This window comes from Oceanobacillus luteolus, assembly GCF_023715655.1.
GTDB classification, from domain to species: Bacteria; Bacillota; Bacilli; order Bacillales; family Amphibacillaceae; genus Oceanobacillus; species Oceanobacillus luteolus.
The window spans coordinates 1-18,627 of the sequence record NZ_JAMBON010000018.1 but is presented as its reverse complement, the minus strand read 5'-3'; the positions used below and the strand labels follow the sequence as shown (position 1 = coordinate 18,627).

The window sequence follows — 18,627 nt, the reverse complement described above, 5'->3', positions numbered from 1 at the left end:
TACTAGAGGGGAGAGCCAGTGCAAATGTATATTTCCGATATCGTCAAAAACATGCCGGAATATGTATTTTCCGAGTTTCAAAAGAAGAAAAAGGATTTAGAAGAGAAGGGCGTAGATGTTATTGACTTAGGAATTGGTGCACCAGACCTGCCGACTCCAGAATTTATTTATGACATTCTCGTAGACGAGGCAAAAAGGCCAGCCAATCATCGTTACTCCAACTATAACGGAACATTAGAATTTAGACAGGCAGTGGCAGATTTTTATCACAAACATTATGGTGTCGAGCTTGACCCGGAAACAGAAGTATTGACGTTAGTCGGTTCCAAAGAGGGGATTGTTCATGTAATCCAGGCAGTGATCAATGAAGGTGACACAGTACTATTACCTGATCCCGGTTATCCTGTATACAAAATGGGGGTACATTTAGCCGGTGGGAAGAGTGTCGCCATCCCACTAGTACATGAAAATGGTTATGTACCAGATTATGAAAAGCTTGCGGATGAAGAGAGGAAAGATGCTAAACTCTTATTCCTCAATTATCCGAGCAATCCAACAGCCGCGACTATAGAGTTGGAGACATTCGAACAGGCGGTTGAATTTGCACGGAAGAATAACATCATTGCTGTAAATGATTCTGCTTACAATCTAGTTACGTTTGACGATTATAAGGCACCTAGCATTTTACAAGTGGAAGGTGCAAAAGATGTTGCGGTGGAATTGGGCTCGTTATCGAAAAGTTTTAATATGACGGGCTGGCGTATTGGATTTATCGTTGGCAATAAAGATGTAATCAAAGCCGTGGCAACATTAAAGAGTAATATCGATACAAGCCAATTTATACCGATACAAAAAGCCGCAGCTGCAGCATTACGGAGTGATCTTCAAGCGGTGAGAGCAAATAATAATGTGTTTGCAAGCCGGATGGAGAAGCTTTATCAATCATTGAATGAGATTGGGCTGACATGCGAAAGGCCAAGAGGTACCATTTTTATTTGGGCACAAGTACCTGCTGGATTTACTTCTGCATCATACAGCAACTTACTATTAGAAGAAGCCGGAATTATTGTCACTCCTGGGACAGCATTTGGTTCCTATGGCGAGGGATATGTAAGATTTTCATTATCTGTAACGGAAGATCGTTTGGATGAAGTTATTCGCAGATTAAAGGATTTACGAAAGCCTGAAGCGAAATAATCTATATAACATATAAAATATTTTAGAAGGGGAGAAATTAATATGGCAACGGTACTAGATACAAAAAACTTAGCAAACCTTATTGGTGGAGAATGGGTTCCAGCAGAAAAGTCCACAGCGGTAATTAACCCTGCCACAGGAGAAGAAATTGTTCAAGTTCCATTATCTACAAAAGAAACGGTTGATCAAGCGGTCCAAGCAGCAAAAGCAGCACAAAAAGAATGGGCTCTCGTTCCGGCGCCACAACGCGCGGAAGTCTTATATCGCGTCGGTTATCTATTGAAAGAAAATAAAGAACGATTATCTAAACTATTGACGATGGAAAATGGCAAAGTCATTGAAGAAGCTCGTGGTGAAGTGCAAGAAGGAATTGATATGGCATTTTATATGGCGGGAGAAGGACGTCGTCTATTCGGACAAACGACTCCAGCTGAATTAAAAGACAAATTTGCGATGAGTCAGCGAGTGCCAGTAGGAGTGGTGGGACTCATTACACCTTGGAATTTCCCAATCGCAATCGCTACTTGGAAGTCCTTCCCGGCAATTGTCGCAGGTAATGCAGTCATTTGGAAACCGGCAACGGAAACACCAATTATGGCTTATGAACTGGCGAAAATCTTTGAAGAAGCTGGCTTGCCTAAGGGGATTGTGAACGTTGTGTTCGGATCTGGGCAAGAAGTTGGTGATGCCATGGTGCAGCATGAAGATATCCGTGTTATTTCATTTACCGGTTCCAATGAGACAGGAAGAAACATTGCGGCGGAATGTGGAAGACACTTAAAGAAAGTATCCTTGGAAATGGGCGGGAAAAACGCGGTAATTGTAATGGAAGATGCGGATTTGGATTTAGCGGTGGAAGGCATAGTCTGGAGTGCGTTCGGAACGAGTGGGCAAAGATGTACCGCATGTAGCCGTGTCATCGTCCATGAGTCCGTGAAAGAAAAGTTAGAGCAAAAACTGCTTACTGCAATGGAACAACTAACCGTCGGTAATGGTTTGGATGAAAGTATTAAGGTTGGACCAATCATCAACAAATCCAGTATCGAAAAAATCAATCGTTATATTGAGATTGGGAAAGATGAAGGAGCAAAATTACTCGCCGGCGGATATGTTTTAAACGAAGGCGAAATGAAAGATGGAAATTATTTTGCTCCGACCCTGTTTACCGATGCCAAGTCGGATATGCGGATTGCCCAGGAAGAAATTTTTGGTCCGGTCGTATCTTTGATTCCAGTGGGAAGTTTTGAAGAAGCGATTAAAGTGAATAATAGCGTATCTTATGGGTTATCTAGCTCCATTTTTACAAAAGATGTGAATCGAGTATTTAAAGCTCAACGCGATCTAGATACAGGAATTGTCTACATTAATGCAGGTACGACTGGTGCGGAAATCCATTTACCGTTCGGAGGCAGCAAAGGTACTGGAAATGGCCACAGAGATTCTGGTGTCCAGGCACTAGACGTTTATACAGAATGGAAAGCGGTATATGTTGATTTTAGTGGGAAGTTGCAACGTGCGCAGATTGATGTGGAGTAAATAAAGCAACGCTTCAAAAGCATAGGAATACATTCTAAAAGGGCAGAAATCATTCTGTCCTTTTCTGTTTGGTTGTTTGTATTATTTAATGACTCCGCTCTATTAGACAGAAAAGAATATAAATAGCAAATAATTCAAATAGTTGTTTGATTTCTGTCTGGTTAAACATTAGAATACATATATAGTGATAATTTGATAGACAGAGAGTATTCATATATTCAAGGAAAAAGGGCCGTTTGGTATGGATAGGGATGTAAGGGAATTGGAATTGAATTCTAGAAAGAAATGTGAAAAATCCTATTTAATAAATTATAGTAAGGGTGGTTTCATGGAGCTTACATTAAATACAAAGTTGCTGGAAGAATACCTTGTCCCTTTTTTAATCCTTGATGAAGATGATATGGTATTAACAAGTGGAATTGGTTCGGGCGAAGAAAAAAAGAGGATGGCAGGAAAGCGTGTTTCGGAACTCTTTACGAAATGGAAAGAGACAGCATCATCTAAATTTATCCATACTGAATATAAAGGCAAGGTGTTTGTCTTTATAAAAAGTGGTGTTCATCCATGCAATAAGAGATTATTAATAGGAACAGAAACTCCCGAAATAGATAATTTATTAAAGGAAATCAAGAAATTACAAACCCTTAATCGGGAGCTGGATGCAATTATTGAAAACTCCTACGACGGAATTTACATAACAGATAACAAAGGCGTAACTTTGAAAACAAATTCAGCTATTGAGCGGATAACAGGGATACCTAAAGAATATTACATCGGAAAAAATGTTAACGCTCTCATGGAAAGAGGAATATTAAAAAACTCAGTGACGAATAAAGTCTTAGCACTGAATAGGACAGTTTCCCATGTTCAAAAAAATTACGCTGGCAATCAAACATTATTAACTGGAGTCCCGGTACATAATGAAAAAGGCGAAATTGAGAAGGTAGTAACTAATATTAGAGATTTATCAGACTTATATGAGTTGCAAGCGGAAGTAATGAAAGTAAATAAACTGAATGATAGATATAAAAAAGAGCTCGACCGTCTGAAAAATAAACCCGATCAATTAAAAGGGATTATTACTAAAAGTGAACATATGAAACTACTTTATGAAACCGCGGAAAGAATAGCTAACATCGACGCTACCGTGCTTATACTCGGAGAAACTGGAGTTGGAAAAGATGTATTAGCTAATTATATTCACTCGACTAGCAAACGGTCAAAGGCAGGAGAATTTATTAAAGTGAATTGTGGGGCAATTCCATCGGAGTTGCTGGAATCCGAGCTGTTTGGTTATGAAAGTGGAGCATTTACCGGAGCTAGTAACCATGGGAAGGTTGGTTTGTTTGAACTAGCCGATAAAGGTACAATCTTTTTGGATGAAATTGGTGAACTGCCCCTGACTCTCCAAGTTAAATTATTGCGAGTTCTGCAGGAAGGGGAGATACAGCGAGTAGGAGGTACAAAACCTAAAAAGATAGATATTAGAATCATCACCGCAACAAACCGTAATTTAAAACAAATGGTGGATGACGGGGAATTCAGGGAGGATTTATACTATCGACTGAATGTCATACCGATAAAAATACCACCACTAAGAGAGCGGAAGGACGACGTTCTCCCGATGACTCAAATGTTTCTGGAAGAAATGAATAAAAAGTATAGTCTTAATAAAAAGATAGATTATGATTTGATAAATTTTTTCTTAACTTATAACTGGCCTGGTAATATTAGAGAACTCTCGAATTTAATAGAAAGATTAGTTGTCACGACTCCTGATGATCTTATTTCGCTGGATAGTCTTCCTGCAGAATATATGGCTAAGAACAACGAGGAAGCAGTGGAACTTGTGACGCTAAAGGACGCCGTAGAAGAAGCGGAAAGAAAAGTACTGACATTAGCTGCGGAAAAATATGCTAATACTTATGAAATCGCAAAAGTGTTGGACACAAGTCAGCCAACGATTGTAAGGAAACTTAAAAAATATAATATTTATATCAACAAATGATGAGAGGGTGTTTTTATGAAAATTGGTGTAGTCGGTGCTGGAGCTGTAGGTGGCTTTTTTGGGGCGTTTCTGCAAAAAGCCGGACATCAAGTTACCTTCTTGGCGAGGGGAAAGCATTTAGAAGCTTCTAATGAAAATGGATTGCTTGTAAAACATGGTGAGGAAGAGTTTAAGATTCATAGTAATTTTACAGATGATATACAAGCGCTATCGGATTCTGAAGTAGTATTGTTTTCTGTTAAATCAAATGGCACCAAGCAATTAGGACAGGAATTGCTTCCCATTCTAAATAAAGATGCGAAAGTAGTTACAATGCAAAATGGCGTCGATAATGAGGAAATATTGACGGGGATATTTGGAGTTGATCGTGTAATCTCATGTGCAACATATATTCAATCAGCCATTGAAAAGCCGGGAGTAATTAAACAGTCTGGAAGAGTGAAGTTAGTGTTGGGAGAACTCGATGCTTCAATACGAGAAAGCTGTTCTGATATTGTTTCCATGTTTCAGCAAGCTGGGATTGAAACAGGACATAGTCGAAGGATAGTAGAGCGAAAGTGGAGCAAGTTGCTCTGGAACATTACATTTAATCCATTATCTGCTATATCCACTGCAACTGTTGGGGAGATTTTAGATGATGAACATTTAATGAAAACTGCAACTGCCATATGCACGGAAGCAATCGATGTTGCTTTACGAATAGGTGTAGATTTAGACCGTGATTCGACGTTAGAGACTACTTTTTCTAATGCAGAACGGGCAAGAAATCATGCTACATCCATGCTTCAGGATCGGATGAATGGAAAACCTATGGAAGTTGAAGCCATTTGTGGATATATATTGAGAAAAGCGGAAGAATTAAACATAGATACACCGACTATTAAAATGGCCTACAGTATTCTAAATCACCTGAATAAGGAATTAATACAGAAGGCAAAAGATGTGAAGGTAAACATGTGATGAAAAGCTTATCACCAAGTTTCGTGGTGATAAGCTTTTTACTTTTTATGTTGTGTTGATTTAATTTTGAATCACTGATTCATTATTGAATCGATAACTGCCACTTTCCATCCACGATAATAATAATTTATATATCATTCATTTTAAATTTTTGATGTTATCATGCGGTAGATAGAGCATCTGTCGGATTATTTGTAATGCTTTCTCCATTTTGTCTGGTGGTTGGCATGATTTTTGCTACTAATAAAGTGAGGACAAAACTGAAGGAGGAAATACAATGGCAGTAGCGCTAACAGATGAATTGGAACAAATGAAAACAATGATTAAAAGTTTTGTAGATAATGAAGTGGAGCCGTATGCACAACAAATTGAAGATGAAGATGCCATACCACCGCATCTGATTGAAAAAGCGAAGGAACTCGGCTTGTTTGGAATCAGCATACCCGAAGAGTATGGTGGCATCGGTTTAAACACAGTGGGAAAAGTTGCGGTGCTGGAGCAATTGGGCAGGACACATAATGGATATGTCTCCTTGATTAGTGCGCACACTGGAATTGGCAGTACAGGAATCGTGAAATTGGGATCGGAGTACTTAAAACAAAAGTATTTGCCGGATATGGCTTCAGGTAAGAAGATTGCAGCTTTCGCATTATCTGAACCTGGGGCTGGGTCTGACGCGACCAACATTTCGACTCAAGCAGAAAAAAGAGGAAATGAATGGGTTCTGAATGGTACAAAACACTTTATTACAAATGCACCAGTTGCAGATGTATTCACTGTATTTGCTGTCACAGATAAAGAGAAGGGTGCGAAAGGTGGAATTACTGCATTTTTAGTAGAGCGTGATTTCCCTGGTCTCATCGTAGGTAAAAAAGACAAAAAGATGGGGTTACGAGGTTCCTACACTGCACAAGTCATCTTCGAAAATTGTATTGTACCTGAAGAAAATGTAATTGGTGAAGTTGGTATGGGATACATGAATGCTTTACGGATCTTGGGAGAAGGACGGGTAGGGTTAGCAGCTCGAGCGGTTGGATCATGCGATAAATTGATTGAGCTTTCTGCGAGTTACGCAAATGAACGCGTTCAATTTGGCCAACCGATTGCAGTAAACCAGGGGATTCAATGGATGTTGGCGGATATGGCGACGGAAACAGAAGCAGCACGAGCTTTGACGATGATGGCTGCTGAAAAGATCGATGCAGGTGAGAAAGTAATTAAAGAAGCGGCAATGGCTAAATTGTATGCATCTGAGGTCTTCAATAAAGTAGCTGATAAAGCCCTACAGATTCATGGAGGAATCGGATATATTGCAGAATATCCAGTTGAACGCTTTTATAGGGATGCAAGAATTACTCAAATTTATGAAGGGACAAATGAGATTCAACGAGTGATCATAGCGAGAAAAATATTGGCAGGGGATTAAATTCTATACGTAATATTTGTAAGCGTTTTCTATCATTGTCTATGATGAAGGTAGACTTATAGATTCGCTAAAAAATTAGGAATGGTGGTGACTGAGTGGTGGCTCAAGCTGCAGCAGTTCAAAAACTGGATACGAAGGTAAAAGAGAAACCGTCGCATATTGAAGAGCTATGGAATTCCCGAAGAGATAAGTGGAACAGAACTAGAATCTTCATGTCTATCATTTCATTATTGGCAATAGGACTCTCTGTATTTCATGTGTATACCGCAGGTTTTGGTACGTTGTCTTCTTGGCAGCATAGAAGCATTCACGTTTTGTGGGCGATTCTGCTCATATTTCTTCTATTCCCATTTCGTAAGGGAAAGAAATTCGGGATTGCAGATATTTTAATCGTTGTTATTACTCTTTTAACAGCAGGCTATATGATTATGGATGCGGAAGGAATTCAAAGCAGACAAGGAAATATCAGTCCGACAGATGCCGTATTTGGAACTTTTTTCATCGCCCTCGTTCTTGAAGCGACGAGGAGAACGAATGGAATTCTAATGGCAGCAATTGGAGTATTCTTCTTGGGTTATATCTTGTATGGACAATATTTTCCAGGTGCGCTTGCCCATCCAGGCGTACGATATGAAAAGATGGTCGATCACATGTTCAGTGGAACATTAGGGATTTTCAGTGAACCAATCTATGTCAGTTCGACGGTACTGATCCTGTTCGTCATCTTTGGATCATTTCTCATGAAATCCGGTGGGGGACAATTTTTTACGGATTTTGCATTTGGTTTACTAGGCAGGAAAACAGGTGGGCCTGCTCTATCTGCAGTAGGTTCCAGTGCGTTAGTAGGAACAATTACCGGCAATGGGGCAGCAAATGCAGCGATTACCGGTGGATTTACTATCCCTTTAATGAAAAAGCTCGGATATGATAAAAAATTTGCTGCTTCGGTAGAGGCCGTTGCTTCACAAGGTGGGCAGATTATGCCGCCAATCATGGGAGCTTCTGTCTTTATCATGGCTGAAACACTAGGAATCCCTTATATAAAACTTGCTTTATATAGTTTGGTGCCGGCGATTATATACTTCTTTATTGCTGGGATGGTTGTATACTTCCATGCCAAACGATTAGGGATGCAAGGAATACCTAAGGAACAGTTGCCTAGTGCAAGGAAGGTATTAATCAGGCAAGGGTATCTATTTTTACCTATTCTCATCATCATTGGCTTGATGGTTTATGGATACAGTCCAATGAAGGCGGGCTTCTATGGAATTTTAGTGGCGATCCTACTCAGTTGGATACGTAGTGCCACCCGTATGAGTTTCATTGATGTCTTAGCAGCTTTAGAAAATGGCGCAAGAAGTGCATTAACAGTGATAGCAGCTTGTGCAACCGCAGGAATTATCGTTGGCGCAGTATCCATTACAGGATTAGGAATTACTTTTTCACGATTTGTTATTGATTTAGCAGGAGGCAATTTATTCTTTTTACTGGTTCTCATCGGGGTAGCGTCTATCATTATGGGAATGGGGATGCCGACTGTATCTGCGTATGTCATTTTAGCTGTCTTAGGAGCACCCGCATTGATTCAGCTTGGAGTCAATGAAGTTGCAGCACATATGTTTGTATTTTACTTTGGTGTCATGTCAGGATTAACGCCGCCTGTAGCGATTACAGCTTATACAACGGCAGGGATAGCTGGTTCTAATCCTCTGATGACCTCTGTATACTCTATGAGAATTGGAATGGGAGGTTTTTTCATACCATTCATATTTGCTTATAATCCAATTCTTCTCATGCAAGGTGGCACTACTATAGAGATGTCAATCGCGATATTCAGTGCATTCTTAAGCTGTATTCTATTTGCTGGAGCCTTAGAGGATTATTTTTTCGGTCGACTAGGAGCATTAAAAAGAATCATTATGTTTGTCAGTGCTTTGTTGCTTGTTGTACCGGGAATACTCACAGACTTGATAGGATTAAGTATTGCGATAACTATCTTGGTTTGGCAAAAGAAATATTCAAATCGTCTGGCACATATGGAAGATAAAAAATTAGCAAAGGTAAGGTGAAACAAATGAAAAAGAGCTTAATTAGCGGTTTGTTCCTTCTTTGTATTCTCTTGTTAGCAGCATGTGGCAATGGGGAAAGTACGGCTTCAGGTGAAGCGAGTGATAAACCATCTGCTCCAGAAAAGTTCTTAACAATAGGCTCTGGACCAATGGGTTCGGGATGGTATCCAATTACAACTACCATGACGGAACTTTTCTCAGAGGAATTTAATAATTTAAACTCCACCCAACTTGAAGGTGGTTCTACTGCAAACTTGCATTCACTTGAGGTTGGAGATATTCATATGGGATTGAATTATACAACAGACTTTAATGCTGCACTTGAAGGTGGGGATGGATTTACGGAGCCGCTTGAGAATATTGCAGCCTTAGGAACTTTGTATCCGGTTTTCCAAACGATTGCTACAACGGGGAACAATACACAAGTAAATAGCATTGAGGATATTGTAGATAAGCATATTTTTCTAGGTCCAAAAGGTGGCGGTGGGCCGGTAGCATTTTGGACGATGCTAGAGCAATATGGAATTGATGAGCAGACGATTACGGATGCTGGAGGAAAACTATCGTATGGAAACTATTCGGACGGGGCCTCGATGCTTAAAGATAATAACGTAGATGTTTACTTGGCAGGGGGAGCTCCAGCTGTACCTGCATTGCAAGAAATGGAAGTGACAAACCCAATTAAAGTACTTGAAATTGACCAAGATAAGCTCGAGCAACTTGAAGCAATGGGGTTAGGAATTACTGCAGGTGCGCTTCCAGGAGGCACTTACGATGGAATCGAGGAGGACGTTCCAACTTATGTTATTGAAACGATGATTACTGTGAGAGCTGACTTAGATGAAGATTATGTCTACAACATCACTAAAATCTTCTGGGAAAACCTTGCTACTTTTGAACAGCAAGTACCTGAAAGAGCGAAGGATTTCAGCTTGGATACAGTGTTAAACGGTCTTGATCCGGAAGACTTGCATCCTGGGGCTAAAAAGTACTATGAGGAAATGGGTGTACTAGAATAAAGCAATAGTGAGAGGGGGGCGGATTTTGAGTCAATTAAAAGAACGTAGATGGTACAAAGCTTATCCAGAAGGTATTGAAAAAGAATTGGAAATACCGGAAATATCTTTATACGCTGTATTTCAAAAGACTGCAGAACGGTATGGAAATCGAGCTGCGATTATCCAAGAAGATATAAACATCTCGTATAAGAGATTGAAAAATAAGGTTGACCGTCTGGCAGGAGCGTGGAGTAAGTTAGGTTTAACAAAGGGTGATCGAATAGGATTAATGGTTTCCAATCACCCTTATTATATCGTGTCTTACTATGCGGCAATGAAATTAGGGTTGATTGTTGTCCAAGTTAACCCCCGTTATACAACAAGAGAGCTATTGCAAATTGCGAATGATGCAGAGCCCAAATGCATCGTAGTTGAAGGGTTAGCTATTCAAACCGTCAATAAAGTAAAAGATATGTACACTTTTGAACATATTTTTGTAATTGATGGAAAAAGCTCAGAAGGTCTGCACGTAGAAGAGTTGGTACAATCGACAGAACCTTTGGAAGTGACAGTGCCAATTGATGTGAAAGAGGACGTTGCAGTTATTCAATATACAGGGGGAACTACCGGCTCAATTAAAGGAGCGATGCTTACTCATTATAATCTGGTGGCAAATATCCATCAAAGTCATGGAATGTTTGGTAAAGATATGAGGTTCGGCAAGGAAATCGTTCTCACCGCTACACCTCTTTACCACGTTTATGCGATGACAACTGCCATGAATCAAGGAATCTATTTAGGTGCAACAATCTTATTGATAAAAAAATTTGAAGTCGGTCAAGTATTGGAAGTCATTGAGAAGTATCGCCCAACATTTTTTCCTGGTGTGCCTAAAATGTATAATGCCATTGTAAATTATAAAGAAGTGGAAAAATATAATCTTAGCAGTTTGAAATTTTGCTCATGCGGATCAGCTCCTCTCCCAATTGAAGTTATCCGCAAGTTTGAACAACTAACAGGGACTGTAATTGGTGAAGGTTTTGGCCTGTCAGAAGCATCTCCATCTACCCATCGAAATCCACCACGTGGCGTTCGGAAGATTGGTAGTATTGGAATACCTTTTCCAAATACAGATTGTAAAATCATGGGTGAAGATAATGTGGAACTGCCAAATGATTGTATCGGCGAGTTAGTTATAAAAGGACCCCAAGTAATGAAAGGGTATTGGAGAAATGAAGATGAAACAAGGCACGCTTTAAAAGAAGGCTGGTTATACACGGGTGACCTGGCAAAGCAGGACGAAGACGGTTACTTCTATATTGTTGGAAGAAAAAAAGAGATGATAATAAACGGCGGATTTAATGTTTACCCACAGGAAATAGAAAATATTTTATATGAACATCCGGATATTCAAGAATGTGCAGTTGTTGGGATTCCTGATTCAAAGATAGGAGAAATTGTAAAGGCCTATCTAGTTGCTAAAGAAGGAAAAACGATTGATTTGGACGAAGTGAAAGGGTTTTGTTATCGGAATCTAACTCCTTATAAAGTTCCGAAAGAGTTTGAAGTGATTGATGAGTTACCTAGAAATACGGTAGGAAAAATATTAAAAAGAGTTTTAATAGAGAGAGAATCTAACAATAGTTAAAAGGGGATGAAAGGATTGAAGGATAATATTGTCATCGTGAGTGCAGTTAGAACGGCAATCGGTGCTTACGGAGGTTCGTTGAAAGATATTAGTTCAGGTCACCTTGCTGCAGTTTCAATTAAAGAAGCAATTAACCGGGCAGGGATTTCGCCTGATAAAGTAGACGAAGTTATTATGGGTGAGGTACGTCAATCGACTGAAGCGTCCAACGTTGCAAGGGTTGCAGCTTTACGTGCAGGTGTACCGGAAGAGGCAACTGCTTTTACAGTTAATCGCCTTTGCGCCTCAGGAATGCAAGCAGTAGCATCTGGAGTCCAGCAGATTTTGTTTGGTCAGGCAAATATTGTTGTTGCCGGTGGTACGGAGAGTATGAGCCGCTCACCACTTTACTTACGGAATGCAAGATTCGGAGGAGACAAACCAATTTTAGTGGACGGAAATACAGAAGCAGGCCAGCAACCTCCAGAGATATATGGAGATAATTTAGGAATGGGTATTACTGCGGAGAATATTGCGGAAAAGTACCAGATTTCAAGAGAAGATCAAGATGCTTTTGCAATTGAAAGTCAACGAAGGGCAAGTCGGGCCATCGAAGAAGGAAGATTTAAGGATGAGATTGTTCCAGTCGAAGTGAAAGAACGAAAAGGAACATTTCTTTTTGAGCAGGATGAACATCCGCGTCCGAATACTACTATTGATAAACTTGCAAAACTAAAACCGGTTTTTAAGGAAAATGGCACAGTAACAGCAGGAAACGCCTGTGGAAGGAATGATGGTTCAACCGCTTTAGTAGTAATGAAAGAATCCGAAGCAAAAGCTTTAGGACTAAAACCACTAGCACGTGTTGTTGATTGGGCAACTGCTGGGGTTTCACCAGAAATAATGGGGATAGGTCCGATTCCAGCAGTGCAAAACCTATTAAAGAGAACCGGTAAGCAAATTCAAGATATTGATTTAGTAGAATTGAACGAAGCGTTTGCATCACAATCACTTGCAGTCATTAGAGAACTAGGGATTGACATGGAAAAAGTAAACGTGAACGGTGGGGCGATTGCGCTAGGTCATCCGGTCGGATCAAGTGGGGCTCGGATAATTACAACCTTGCTTCACGAACTGATTAAACGCAAACAGCAATTTGGTGTAGCAACGTTGTGTGCTGGTGGCGGACAGGGAATGGCAATCATGATTGAACAAGTTTAATAGAATGGCTAGAAGGAGGGCTTGAAATGAGTAAAGAATTGCTTGATACAGATGTGGATCTGCTTGATATAAGAAAGAGTTTTGAAAATAGCCCCTTCTTTTCTTTGGTTGGTTTTCAAGTGGTCCGTTTGGAAGAAGGTAATGTGAAGATTAAACTATTAGTTCGAGACGAACTTCTTAACGCCAACAATACGCTGCATGGTGGTGTACATGCCACTATGCTTGATACGATTATGGGCATGTCTGCCCGTTCGCTATCAAAGACACGTTGCACAACCATCAATCTTAATGTGAATTATCTCTCCCCAACTAAAGGTGGAGAAGTGTTTGCAATCGGCAAGGTCCTCAATCAAGGTTATCGAATTGTAGCTGCGGAAGGGGAACTTGTCGATGGTGAAGGGAATTTGCTGGCTAAAGCTACAGGTACGTTTAAACTGATCAGATAAAAGTTGTTATATAGGGGTGTATCTATTGAAGGTAAAAGAACTTTTCGACTTAACTGGTAAAGTTGCACTAGTGACAGGTGGCGGACGGGGCTTAGGTAAGCAAATTGCTGAAGTCTACGCGGAGATGGGCTGTGAATTGGCTCTATGTTCAAGAAAAAAAGAAAATTGTGATGAGACAGCAGAACTGTTAGTCAATGAGTATGGAATCAAGGCGAGAGGTTATCAGTTAGATGTGACCTCAGAGACCCAAGTAATAGAAGTCGTCAATCAAATCATTGAGGAATTCGGAAAGATTGATATTTTAATAAATAACAGTGGGGCGACTTGGGGAGCGTCAGTAGAAGAAATGCCATTAGAGGCTTGGAACAAAGTGATGAATGTGAATGTGACCGGTACATTCCTCCTCTCCAGAGAAGTCGGCAAGCATATGATTGAACGTAATTATGGAAAAATAATCAACATCGCTTCAGCGGCGGGATTAACAGTAAGACCACCGGAAGTTACCAATACAATTGGCTACACGACGAGTAAAGCTGCCGTTATCCATTTCACAAAGGATCTAGCAATCAAGTGGGCAAGACATAATATTTATGTTAATGCGATAGCTCCCGGAATGTTTCGTACAAAAATGACAAAAGGAACGCTTGATGAGAAAGAAGAAAATATTAAAAAGACAATACCACTTGGAAAAATTGGTGACGAGAACATGCTTAAAGGAGCAGCCATCTATTTAGCATCTCAAGCTAGTGACTTTGTGACTGGAACTGTATTAAGTGTAGATGGTGGAAGTACGCTATAGTTGTTCCCGTGGTGGTCTAAAGTTAAATTTCTGAATAAAGATATATCATTAATTATTCAAAATTTAAGTGTGGATAAAAAGGAGAGGTGTTCATGTATTTACGCTTGACGGACGAACAAAAAATGGTTCAGGAAACTATACGAAAATTTGTGGAGAAGGAATTAATGCCCCTCGAAAATGAAGTGCTTAGAAATGAAAGAGAAGGCAGACCAAGTCTATCACCAGAAAAACAAGAAGAGCTTGTATTGAAAGCAAAGGAAGCAGGATTTTGGGGCATTAATACACCAGAGGAGTATGGTGGAGCAGATCTTGGTCAAGTGATGCAAGCAATCGTCACTATCGAGGTGGCTAAGACATTTGTGCCATTTAAATTCGGTGGGTCTGCGGATAACATCCTTTATTATGCAAATGATGAACAGAAAGAAAAGTATTTAATTCCTACTATTAATGGAGATAAAAAATCTTGCTTTGCCATTACAGAACCTGATGCTGGATCTGACACAAGAAATATTAAAATGACGGCTGTTAGAGATGGTAGTGAATGGATTTTAAATGGTGAGAAAACATTCATTACTGGTGGAAATGAGGCAGACTTTACGATGGCAATTGCAATCACAGATAAAGATCTTCATCAACAATCAAAAGGAAGAGAAGGTGTTACTTGTTTTATCGTTGATCGCGATATGGGCTGGAAATCGGAGTATATTCATACGATGGGGGAATGGGGACCTGCTAGTTTAATATTTGAAAATGTTCGTGTGCCGGAAGAAAATATCCTCGGAGAGTTACATAAAGGTTATAACCTAGGATTGGAATGGATTGGATATGCAAGATGGATTATCGGGGCGAGGGCAGTGGGGTCAGCAGAACGCTTATTACAGATGGCGATCGATTATGCAAATGAGCGGAAAACGTTTGGTAAGCCGATTGCTGAAAGGCAAGCAATCCAGTGGCAAATAGCTGATTCTGCTGTAGAAATTGAAGCAGCGAAGTTTTTAGTGTTAAATGCTGCGTTTACACTCGATCAAGGAGAAGATAATCGTCATTTAGCATCGGTGGCAAAATTATACGGTTCCAATATAGGCAATAAAGTAATTGATCGCGTGCTGCAAATCCATGGTGGAATGGGGTACACAAGAGAATTGCCTATTGAACGTTGGTATCGGGAAGCAAGACTTTGGAGAATTTTTGATGGTACAGATGAGATACAACGATTAATTATTTCTAGGAATCTATTAAAAGGTCATGTGAGAATCGGACAATATATTTAATAGTAGTTTACTTGAGGAGGAAAATGGAATGAGTAAAAACTTTAATAATAGAGTCGCTTTAATAACCGGTGGCAGTCGAGGAATTGGGAAAGGAATAGCATTGCGTTTTGCGGAAGAAGGTGCAAAGGTTGCAATTGTCGATATCAATGAAGAGGCATTAAAAGAGATACAAGACGAATTTAATGAAAAAGGGTTTGAGATCCTCACGAAGAAGACAAATGTTGTAGAAGCTGAAGAAGTAGAAAGAGCAGTGCAAGAAGTAGTTTCTACTTTTGGCAGAATTGATATTTTGGTGAACAATGCGGGAATCATTCGCGATAATTTGTTGTTTAAGATGACCGATAGTGATTGGCAACAAGTAATGGATGTTCACCTAAAAGGATCTTTTAATGCAGCACGGGCCGTACAAAACCATATGGTCGATCAAAAGTATGGCCGTATCATCAACATTTCATCAACCTCTGCATTAGGTAATCGCGGACAAGCAAACTATGCGGCAGCCAAAGCGGGATTGCAAGGATTTACTAAAACACTTGCTATTGAGTTAGGTAAATTTGGTATTACCGCGAATTCGGTGGCTCCTGGATTTATTGAAACGGAAATGACGAAGGCTACTGCTGAGCGAGTGGGAGTTCCATTTGATGAATTTATAAAGCTAAGCGTAAGCAAAATCCCGGTCGCAAGAAGTGGAAAACCGGAAGATATCGCGAATGCAGTTGCTTTTTTCGCAGATGAAAGATCTTCATTTGTTAATGGTCAGGTCATCTATGTTGCTGGTGGACCTAAGGCATAAAGTTAGGAGGGGGAGAGTGATATGTTTAAGGATGTTGTTGGAAAAAAGAGTGAAAAAATAAAGAATATCATTGAACGAGGATTAGTAAAACGTTTTGCAGAAGCAATCGGTGATCCACATCCTATCTACATCGATGAACAAGCAGGGAAAGCGTCGAGGTTTGGTGGAAATATTGCCCCGCCTACAATTCCTCGTACGTTTGATTACGGGGTGGTGGAAGGACTGAATCTACCTAAGAAAGGGTTGATTCATGGGGAACAAACCTATCATTATAATCGTCCCTTGTTGGTGGGAGAGGAAGTCTACTGTTATATGGAACTAAAAGATTATTATGAGAAAACCGGTAAGAATGGTCTCATGAGTTTTTTAGTTGTAAAAAGGTATGGTGAAGATAAAGAAGGCAATGTCATTTTTACGGAAGGATCTACAATCATTATTAATGAGGCGGTACGGGAGGGAATGAAAGTATGACACAGCACATCGTTGAATTGAGGCCGGGTGATCTACTAGAAACTGTACTTGAGCCGGTAAGTAGAATGGATTTAATTAAATACTCAGGCGCTTCAGGGGATTTTAACCCGATTCATACCATTGATGAAGAAGCAAAAAAAGCTGGATTACCCGGGATTATTGCTCATGGGATGTGGACGATGGGGAACTTGGCTAAGCTTTTCACACCATATTATGAAGAAGGATTTATTCAAGATTACCAGATTCGCTTTGCCGGTATGGTATTTTTAAACGACATAATTACACTTCAGGCTGTAGTAGTTGAAGAGAGCGATGATGAATACATCGATTTTGAAGTCAGAGCAGTTAATCAACATGGGAAACCAGTAATTAAAGGAAAGATACGTTTTAAAAAGTTAAAGGAGTAGGAAGTATCGATATAACAGATTAGGGGTGAATAGTGATGAATAGAGATGCTGTAATCGTTTCTGCAGTTCGAACACCGATAGCTAGACAAGGTGGAGCTTTAGCAACTGTTCCTGCACATGTTTATGGAGCGGAAGTAATAAAGGAAGCGGTTAAACGGGCAAACATTAATCCTGAAGAAATAGATGATGTGATTTTTGGTAATGTTTTGAGCGGTGGTGGAAATATTGCTAGATTATCTGCATTACAGACTGGTTTGTCTATTAATCTGCCTGGAGTGACCGTTGATCGTCAATGTGGTTCAAGCATCAATTCGGTGACTCTCGCTGCCCAGGCCATTCAAGCGGGTGCTGGGGACGTTTATATTGCAGGGGGAACAGAAAGCATGAGTCGTGCGCCATATTTGATGGACCGGCCGGAACGAGCCTACAGTCCTGCACTTCCACGATTTAGAAAGTCCCAATTATCCCCGGAAGAAATTGGTGATCCGCCAATGGGAATAACGGCAGAAAATCTAGTGAAGAAATATGAAATTACGAGAGAAGAACAGGATGAATATGCACTTAGAAGTCAGCAAAGAATGGCAAAAGCAATGGAAGAAGGATACTTCGACGAACAGATACTACCAATAATAGTACCCGTTCGGAAAGGTGAACCAATCACCTTTGACAAAGATGAACATCCACGTCCAGCGACGACATTGGAAGCATTGGCTAAATTACCTCCAGCATTTGTAAAGGATGGATCTGTAACTGCAGGGAGCAGCTCTGGGCTAAATGATGCAGCAAGTGCATTAGTCGTCATGTCCAGGGAAAAAGCGGATGAATTGGGACTTACTCCACTGGCCGTCGTTCGAACTTCAGCAGTTGCGGGTGTGGATCCAAATATTATGGGGATTGGTCCGGTGCCTGCAACGAAAAAAGTATTGGAAAAGTCTGGCCTACGTTTAGATGATATGGATATTGTTGAACTGAATGAGGCCTTCGCTTCTCAAGTTCTTGCCTGTGACCGAGAATTGTCTTTTAATCCTGAAAAGTTGAATGTGAATGGCGGTGCAATTGCCCATGGTCATCCTTTGGGAGCTACAGGAGCAATTTTAATAACAAAAGCTGTATACGAATTAAAACGTAGAGAAGGTCGATATGCATTGGTAACTGCTTGTATTGGAGGAGGGCAAGGAATTGCACTCGTATTAGAACGTGAATAGTTGATGGATTTTAAAAGGTTCATAGTAAAAAACCAATGAACAGTTAATCTGTCCATTGGTTTTTTCTGTGTGCGCCCGGCATGGGTGTAATCTCTAGGGTGAGAGTCCCGAGCCATGAAGGCAGAAGTAGTGGTTAGCTTAACGCAAGGGTGTCCGTGGCGACGCGGAATCTGAAGGAAGCGGGCGGCAAACT

Annotated in this window: 16 protein-coding genes; all 16 read left to right on the top strand. The window is 40.3% G+C overall.

The window, feature by feature from the left end; all coding sequences use genetic code 11:
• Positions 1-24: 24 nt before the first annotated feature.
• Positions 25-1,197: an LL-diaminopimelate aminotransferase gene (locus tag M3210_RS11570; protein WP_251514575.1), complete on the top strand. Its 1,173-nt coding sequence runs from the start codon at positions 25-27 to the stop codon at positions 1,195-1,197.
• A 42-nt stretch (positions 1,198-1,239) separates the two neighbouring features.
• On the top strand, positions 1,240-2,733 hold the full coding sequence (locus tag M3210_RS11565) for an aldehyde dehydrogenase family protein (RefSeq protein WP_251514499.1): 1,494 nt from the start codon (positions 1,240-1,242) through the stop codon (positions 2,731-2,733).
• 328 nt (positions 2,734-3,061) lie between these two features.
• A complete protein-coding gene (locus M3210_RS11560) occupies positions 3,062-4,741 on the top strand; it encodes a sigma-54 interaction domain-containing protein (protein WP_251514497.1) in 1,680 nt (559 codons plus the stop codon).
• 15 nt (positions 4,742-4,756) lie between these two features.
• Complete coding sequence (locus tag M3210_RS11555) at positions 4,757-5,701, top strand: ketopantoate reductase family protein (RefSeq protein WP_251514495.1); 945 nt, start codon at positions 4,757-4,759, stop codon at positions 5,699-5,701.
• Between the two features lie 277 nt (positions 5,702-5,978).
• Positions 5,979-7,127 carry an acyl-CoA dehydrogenase family protein gene (locus tag M3210_RS11550; RefSeq protein WP_251514492.1) on the top strand — a complete coding sequence of 383 codons (1,149 nt, stop codon included), beginning with the start codon at positions 5,979-5,981 and terminating at the stop codon, positions 7,125-7,127.
• 95 nt (positions 7,128-7,222) lie between these two features.
• Positions 7,223-9,196, top strand: coding sequence for a TRAP transporter permease (locus M3210_RS11545; protein ID WP_251514490.1), 1,974 nt, complete (start codon positions 7,223-7,225; stop codon positions 9,194-9,196).
• 5 nt (positions 9,197-9,201) lie between these two features.
• Positions 9,202-10,215, top strand: coding sequence for a TAXI family TRAP transporter solute-binding subunit (locus M3210_RS11540; protein WP_251514488.1), 1,014 nt, complete (start codon positions 9,202-9,204; stop codon positions 10,213-10,215).
• Positions 10,216-10,240: 25 nt separating this feature from the next.
• The gene (locus M3210_RS11535; protein ID WP_251514486.1) at positions 10,241-11,842 is read left to right on the top strand and encodes a long-chain-fatty-acid--CoA ligase; all 1,602 of its coding nucleotides are present in this window, start codon (positions 10,241-10,243) and stop codon (positions 11,840-11,842) included.
• A 6-nt stretch (positions 11,843-11,848) separates the two neighbouring features.
• On the top strand, positions 11,849-13,042 hold the full coding sequence (locus M3210_RS11530; RefSeq protein WP_251514485.1) for a thiolase family protein: 1,194 nt from the start codon (positions 11,849-11,851) through the stop codon (positions 13,040-13,042).
• 26 nt (positions 13,043-13,068) lie between these two features.
• Entirely contained in the window at positions 13,069-13,488 is a 420-nt protein-coding gene (locus tag M3210_RS11525) for a PaaI family thioesterase (RefSeq protein WP_251514484.1), read from the top strand.
• A 25-nt stretch (positions 13,489-13,513) separates the two neighbouring features.
• Positions 13,514-14,287: an SDR family oxidoreductase gene (locus tag M3210_RS11520; RefSeq protein WP_251514483.1), complete on the top strand. Its 774-nt coding sequence runs from the start codon at positions 13,514-13,516 to the stop codon at positions 14,285-14,287.
• A 92-nt stretch (positions 14,288-14,379) separates the two neighbouring features.
• On the top strand, positions 14,380-15,558 hold the full coding sequence (locus M3210_RS11515; RefSeq protein WP_251514482.1) for an acyl-CoA dehydrogenase family protein: 1,179 nt from the start codon (positions 14,380-14,382) through the stop codon (positions 15,556-15,558).
• 28 nt (positions 15,559-15,586) lie between these two features.
• Positions 15,587-16,351: a 3-oxoacyl-ACP reductase FabG gene (fabG, locus tag M3210_RS11510; protein ID WP_251514481.1), complete on the top strand. Its 765-nt coding sequence runs from the start codon at positions 15,587-15,589 to the stop codon at positions 16,349-16,351.
• A gap of 21 nt (positions 16,352-16,372) precedes the next feature.
• Entirely contained in the window at positions 16,373-16,822 is a 450-nt protein-coding gene (locus M3210_RS11505; protein ID WP_251514480.1) for a MaoC family dehydratase N-terminal domain-containing protein, read from the top strand.
• The gene (locus M3210_RS11500; RefSeq protein WP_251514479.1) at positions 16,819-17,229 is read left to right on the top strand and encodes a MaoC family dehydratase; all 411 of its coding nucleotides are present in this window, start codon (positions 16,819-16,821) and stop codon (positions 17,227-17,229) included. Before M3210_RS11505 ends, M3210_RS11500 begins: the two co-directional genes overlap by 4 nt.
• Before the next feature lie 35 nt (positions 17,230-17,264).
• On the top strand, positions 17,265-18,434 hold the full coding sequence (locus M3210_RS11495; protein ID WP_251514478.1) for a thiolase family protein: 1,170 nt from the start codon (positions 17,265-17,267) through the stop codon (positions 18,432-18,434).
• Positions 18,435-18,627: the final 193 nt, after the last annotated feature.